This window comes from Rhizobium sp. PDO1-076 (genome assembly GCF_000247475.1).
Lineage (GTDB): Bacteria > Pseudomonadota > Alphaproteobacteria > Rhizobiales > Rhizobiaceae > Allorhizobium.
Genome location: NZ_AHZC01000108.1, coordinates 1 through 6,097 on the forward strand (window position 1 = coordinate 1; position 6,097 = coordinate 6,097).

Sequence of the window (6,097 nt, forward strand, 5' to 3'; positions counted from 1 at the left end):
TGACATCATACTCGATGTTCTCGGAAGGGCGGGCCATCCCATAACCAACAGCAGCAGCTTTTGCAGAACCTTCAGATCACGTTGACAAACTTATTTGGTGTGACGTGCAACACACCCGCGAAGATCTCAAGAGCGTTCCTTATGCGTAACAAATGTAGGTTACTCGTCCCCTCCGGGTCACGACGACCTTGGGGGTGATTGGGATGAAATTTGAGCATTCAACGAATCAAGGTCTAGACAAAGCTCTACGTGAGGACCGTTTCACTACCCTCGTGAAAGAAAAGTCGGAACAGTTTCCCTATTGGCGCAATCTCATTGCGTCCATTGCCGAAGTGGAGCCAGTTGATGTAGCTGTGGGCGGCTTTAAGGCTAGCATAAGAGGGGTTGATCTGGGCAAAGTCCACATCGCGTCTCTTCGGCTCGATGCAATGAAATACCGCCGAACCACGGAACTCATTCGACGGAGCGGGCTAGACCACTGGCAGATTACGCTGCGCCATAGGGGTTCGGAGACCAATTGCTCTGCCGGAGATACTCTTCGAAGCCAGGAGGGTAGTCTGGACCTACGTTCGCTTGCGATGCCCTGTATGGCCAATTCCAGTTCTGGTGATCTGACCTGCATCTGGATGCAGCGTGATGCCTTCCCAACATTGGCAGGGACTTTAGATGCCGCCTGCCACAGACCAATGCGGGGCATAAGCAAAAAACTGCTCCGGGAGTTCATCCTCTCACTACAGAAATACAGATCGACTCTGACGTACAAGGATATCCCGATCGTGGTCAATTCATTGACTGCCTTGCTCGGCGTCCTCGTTCGACCAACCAAGGACAGAATGGAAATGGCGGCAACGCCTATCTCAGCCAGCCGGATTGAGATTGCCCGAAAATTAATAGACGCCAATCTTAAATCACCGGATCTCGGTGTTGACATGCTGTGTAGGGAATTGGGCGTATCGCGCCGCAAGCTCTACTATCTGCTAGAGCGCCGTGGTGGCGTGTATAATTTCATCCGGGAGCGTCGACTGGCAGCCTGCCATGCCGCTCTGGAGAATGCCTCAGATGGGCGGTTGATTAGCACGATTGCCTATGAGAATGGTTTTTCCGACCCTGCACAGTTCAGCCGATTGTTCAAGGTCCAGTACGGTTACAGTGCGAAAGAAGCACGCGAGTTGTGCTACCATGAAAATGTCCCGGCTGCTGGCGGGCCGCGCAGTTTTGCTCAGTGGCTCCTTCAGGCTGAACGTCACGAAATGCAAGACCAAACATGAACGACGAGCGGTGCAGTCATTGAGACACAAATTCTTCTGCCTTCTGCCAGATTGCCACCTTGATGGGCTGTTCGCGCCCTCTGATATTAATTTCTTGGAGCGGACAATTGTCCGTCAACAATTCTTTCTCTAGTCCTGCGGCTCTTATCAGGTCTGACGAGAGTACGAGCGACGCGCCACACGTGCGAGCAACGTCTAGAAGCCGGCTGGCAACATTCACGCAGTCACCTGTGGCGGCGATCTGCTGGTGGTTTTGATGGCCGAGGCGCGATAGCACCACCTGTCCGCAGTGTGCCCCCACACGAACGGCGCTCACGTTCACATCCAACCTCTCGGACACGAGCCAATCTTCCACTGCGGTCTTCAGGCGGAAAGCCGCCGACACTGCATTGGAAGCAGCCTGCTCACTTGGGTCAGGAATGCCAAAACCTATCATCACTCCATCGCCCATAAAGTCCATGACCAAGCCATTTTGCCGCTCGGTTTCGTCCACGACGATGGTGTGGAACGACTTGAGCAGGTTTCGGGCGTGCCTGGCACCCAGGCGTTCGCTCAGGCCCGTAAATCCGACGAGATCTACAAAGAGGATTGCAGCCGATTGTTCTTGCGGTTCGAGAAGGAATACAGGGTCCTCTCCGAGGCGTTTTGCGATGATGGATGCCTGGAACTGTCCAAGGGCAGCCCGAGCGGCAGCCAAATGCCGTATCTCGTTTCTTTCTAAGATCTGACGAAGGAACGCAACGCCGGCAATGGGAGGTAGACTTGCAACGATCGGTAGTGCCCCGCTTAGCCAGTAGGAATGGGTGAAGGCAAGCAAGGCCACAAAAAACCAGCCTAAATTGAGTGCCATAAAAACGATTGAACCCGCAGCCAGCGGCAAGAACGACAGGGCCGCAACGCCCGATAGCGTTATCACCAGAGCAGCAGTCGCATCGATACGTCGAATCGTCCTGTCGCGGATGAGAGCCGATCCGTCGATGATATTTGATATCGCCGTCGCCAGAACTTCGACACCGGGCAGGATCTGGTCGAATGGTGTAGTGAAGCGATCTCCGACGCCAATGGCAGTTACACCCAGCACAACTAGGCGGTCCTTGAGAATTTTGGAAGAGACCTCATCCGTCAACAGATCCCTTGCGCTGATCGTCTTGATCGTTCCACTGGCGCCGTAATAGTTGAGCGACAGGTGCCAGCCGAGATCGAGCCTCAGTTCTCGTTCCCGGAATCGCAAGCCCTCGGCCGTCATGCTTGGCATCTCGCCGTAATACAGGCCGGTTGCACCCAGGACAATCGACGGCTCTGGTCCATGAGAAAATAGAGACAGCATTGGGATCTGTCGCGGTGTGCCGCCAGCGTCAGTTACAACATTGACCAGTCCAGTTTTTGCTACATCCGACAATGTTGATAGCGGGTTCAGTGCGCCCTTCGGCGCGGGGATGTGGCGGAAATGACCAACTTCGTTGGAGAATTGCGCCGCGCTTGCAATGATCGCCGGCGAACTGCTTAGCGCTGCGGCGAGCGCCGCGTCTGCTTCGCTGTCGGACTCACTCACTAGAAGCATATCGATGGCAAGGCCCCGCGCACCTGAACGCGTGATTTTGTCAATGATATGGGCCAATTGCCTCCGGCCAAGCGGATAGCGCCCAACGTCTGCCACCGTTGCGTCATCTATCACAACAATTGCAACTGCATCCGATGCCTTGCGCATGCCGACAAGATTGATCCGAGCGTCAAGAAGGAATGTCTCGATCCGATCAATTACGCTCTGCCTGCCTGCAATATGCTGCAGTCCCAGTAACCCCGCCCAAAGAAACCCCGCGGCAAATGCTAAAAGCATGAACCTGAGGGGCAGGCTGGATGTCATCGCGCGAAGCGGGCAAGAAGGTTGTTGACGCGTTGCTGACCCCAGCTCAATACAGCCATAGGCTGTCCGGGCAACACATCTACGCCCTCGCCTGACTCCAATGTTACCTCTTGCGAGGCGTCGAGCCTTGAAACGGCAACATCGCCACTGATAACGAAGACCGATGTTTTGTCGCCTGCCACATCAACGATATAGGAGGTTCCACGTACAGCCGCAATCGCGTGCGGTGTCAGAATCTGAAAGGGGCCACTGTTGGGTTCAACCTCAATGGCGATCGCTTTCCCCGCTATGCTGACCATCGGGCGTGCCTGTCCTGCCTCTTGCTGCAGACCCAAGATCGCACCCGCTTCCGCTTCCAACATGAGGCCGTTGGCGCAACGGTACAAGACGCGCGGCGGATTCTCCAGCACTTCGCTTTGACACGCAGGAGGTGCCTGCGCCGTCGCCGACATTGCAATGCAAAGCAAAATCACGACGGTGATTTTTGGCAACATTTGAGTGCTCACTCTTCCCAACTTAACATGATAAAGCAATACTTAATTATTGGACTGTTAATCGACCTTGTCAATCATGTGTAGTGATCTGTATCGTTGACGAGAGGGAAATCGGCGCAACAATGCGAATAAGTGAGAGTAGTTTGGATAAGGAAATGTTTTTCGCAGAGAGTTTCGTGTTTAAGGCACTGGATTTTGAAGCTCGCCGTGAACTTGCTGCATTGGCCCATGTTAGGCCTTATACGCAAGGGGATGTGATCTTCAGCGCAGGGGCACTAGGCGAAAGCATGATAGCAATTGCGGAAGGTCATGTGCGTGTTGAGGTCGTAACGCCCGCAGGCCGCGAGGTCATCTTGAGCGAATTGCGAGCCGGCGATGTCTTTGGCGAAATCGCACTGCTGGACGGTGGCGAACGTTCGGCGACAGCGCGCGCAATCAGCAATTGCACCCTTGTCGTTCTTGAACGACGATCGGTGCTGAACGTCCTGCGCCGCAGTCCGCAACTCTCGATCAGGCTAATCGAGCTGTTGTGCCAAAGGGTGCGACGCTCCGATGAGCGGATGCTGGAAATTGCCTTCCTCAGTATTCCGACACGACTAGCAAGGCTCCTTCTGCGGCTGTCGCTCGCACCACCTGCCACTTTGGAAAAGCCGCTGACGCGCCTCTCTCTTTCCCAGTCAGAGCTCTCCAAAATGCTGGGCAATACCCGCGAAAACGTAAACCGTTGCCTGAAGAAATGGCAGGAAATGCAATTGATAGAGATCAAGGACAGGTGGCTTATTCTGCGAGACAGGGCAGGCCTCGAAGCTCTGTCCGAGAACGAATAGGAGCACACCAGTTCGGTCAAGCCCCGTCACCGCGAATGATGACCAAAAAGACGAGTGAGCCCGAGATCTTCAATTCTCGCTTTGAGATTCGCCCCATCTGCCGAGCCGTCAAAGGCTCTGGACTGCTCCAAGTTTTTTTGCACCTAAAGACACAACCTGTGCACGTCAGGGAAAGGAACCGCGGTTTGCAGCGGGCCTGGTTCTGATAGATTCGGCAATTCGAGGACCGAAGATTTGAGTGAAAAATGAAAGAAACCGCACTGACGCAGTTCCAAGCAGCGCCTAAGCCGCACATTGCCGGTGACGGCGTGGGTAAAGCCGACAGCAATCCGTTCCACGTAACCTATTCGCAGGGACTTGTTGCTTGGATGCGGGGCCACAATCTGTCGCTTGGCTTTAGCACGTATGCTGCGGGAAAGGTCGTGCTTATCGGCCCAGGCCTGTGCAACAATGTTGCCGTGAGTGAGCGCAATTTTGGTCAGGCGATGGCCTTGTGTGTCACGGAGACAGGGTTGTATCTCTCGACAAAACAACAGGTTTGGTTGTTTGAGAACGGCTTGGATGCCGGTTGTCAGCTTAACGGTTGGGATAAACTCTACATGCCGCGCCGTAGCCACGTCACGGGCGCCGTCGACATCCACGACATCCATGTTGACCGAGACGGGCGATTGCTGGTCGCTGTCACACTCTACAATTGTTTGGCAACATTGGACGGGCTTGGGAGCTTTTCCCCCGTCTGGCGCCCCGATTTCATTGACAGGATTGTCAATGAAGACCGGTGCCATTTCAACGGGTTTTGCATGGAAGATGGCGTCCCTGCCTATGCTTCTGTTGTCGGCGCCTCCAACACTGCCCATGGATGGCGGCAATTGCGTGCCGATGGCGGCATGATCATAGACATACGCAACGACCACATCGTGGCGCAGGGGCTATCTATGCCCCATACGCCGCGCATTTATCGCGGCGAGCTTTATCTTTTGGAGGCAGGCTCAGGCTGGTTCGGCCGCGTTGATCGCCGTACGGGTACATTCGAGCGCCACACTTGGCTGCCGGGCTTCCTGCGGGGCCTTTCCTTTTTCGGCGACTATGCTGTCATTGGCCTGTCCAAGCCGCGCAACAAAGTCTTTGCCGGCCTGCCACTCGACAGCGAACTCGAGCGGCGGGGAAAGCAGCCGGAATGTGCGCTCTATGTGGTTCAACTCAGTAGCGGCAAAGTTCTCCACAAACTTGCCATTACCGGCTCGCTCGAGGAAATTTACGATACGGCGATCTTGACCGGAACGAGCCAGCCGATGCTTTTCGGCATTGAAAGTGAGGATATCAGCAAATACATTGCCATTGGACCGGATCGATGCGGGAAGAACAAGATCGCTAACCCGCCGGCGAGATGATATGTTCAAATGGGCCTGTCGCAAATTTTTTGCGCTTAACGGTAGCATGGTTGGTCGTGCAGGCGGCTGCTTGGTACCTCCGCTATCCGCTCAGCTATCGGGATCTGGAAGAGATGTTTCGCGAGCGCGGGTTTGAGGTCGATCACAGCACCATCAACCGGTGGGTTCTAGGAGACCTGTGCGCGGCAGGTCTTTTGCGTCGATTTTGTTTGAGCGTCCGGGTGTGGCGGTAAAGGGCGCAAGGATATCGGCG

Annotated in this window: 5 protein-coding genes and 1 pseudogene; 4 read left to right on the forward strand and 2 right to left on the reverse strand. The window is 54.8% G+C overall.

Annotated features, from left to right (window positions below):
- The first annotated feature begins 203 nt into the window (after positions 1 to 203).
- Positions 204 to 1,268 (forward strand): helix-turn-helix domain-containing protein, encoded by a 1,065-nt coding sequence (locus PDO_RS07855; RefSeq protein WP_007600118.1) that lies wholly within the window; start codon positions 204 to 206, stop codon positions 1,266 to 1,268.
- Between the two features lie 16 nt (positions 1,269 to 1,284).
- On the opposite strand, the gene PDO_RS07860 is transcribed toward PDO_RS07855, so the two are convergent.
- Both PDO_RS07860 and PDO_RS07865 read right to left on the reverse strand, forming a co-directional pair.
- On the reverse strand, positions 1,285 to 3,132 hold the full coding sequence (locus tag PDO_RS07860; RefSeq protein ID WP_007600120.1) for a CHASE2 domain-containing protein: 1,848 nt from the start codon (positions 3,130 to 3,132) through the stop codon (positions 1,285 to 1,287).
- Complete coding sequence (locus PDO_RS07865) at positions 3,129 to 3,626, reverse strand: FecR domain-containing protein (protein WP_007600122.1); 498 nt, start codon at positions 3,624 to 3,626, stop codon at positions 3,129 to 3,131. Before PDO_RS07865 ends, PDO_RS07860 begins: the two co-directional genes overlap by 4 nt.
- Before the next feature lie 155 nt (positions 3,627 to 3,781).
- Between PDO_RS07865 and PDO_RS07870 the strand changes: the two genes are divergently transcribed.
- The 3 genes and pseudogenes from PDO_RS07870 to PDO_RS29415 form a co-directional block, all read left to right on the forward strand.
- Positions 3,782 to 4,453 (forward strand): Crp/Fnr family transcriptional regulator, encoded by a 672-nt coding sequence (locus tag PDO_RS07870; RefSeq protein WP_007600124.1) that lies wholly within the window; start codon positions 3,782 to 3,784, stop codon positions 4,451 to 4,453.
- 245 nt (positions 4,454 to 4,698) lie between these two features.
- Positions 4,699 to 5,844, forward strand: coding sequence for a TIGR03032 family protein (locus tag PDO_RS27025; RefSeq protein WP_007600126.1), 1,146 nt, complete (start codon positions 4,699 to 4,701; stop codon positions 5,842 to 5,844).
- Between the two features lie 44 nt (positions 5,845 to 5,888).
- Positions 5,889 to 6,014, forward strand: a pseudogene (locus PDO_RS29415) (IS6 family transposase); the annotation flags it as partial.
- Between the last annotated feature and the right edge of the window lie 83 nt (positions 6,015 to 6,097).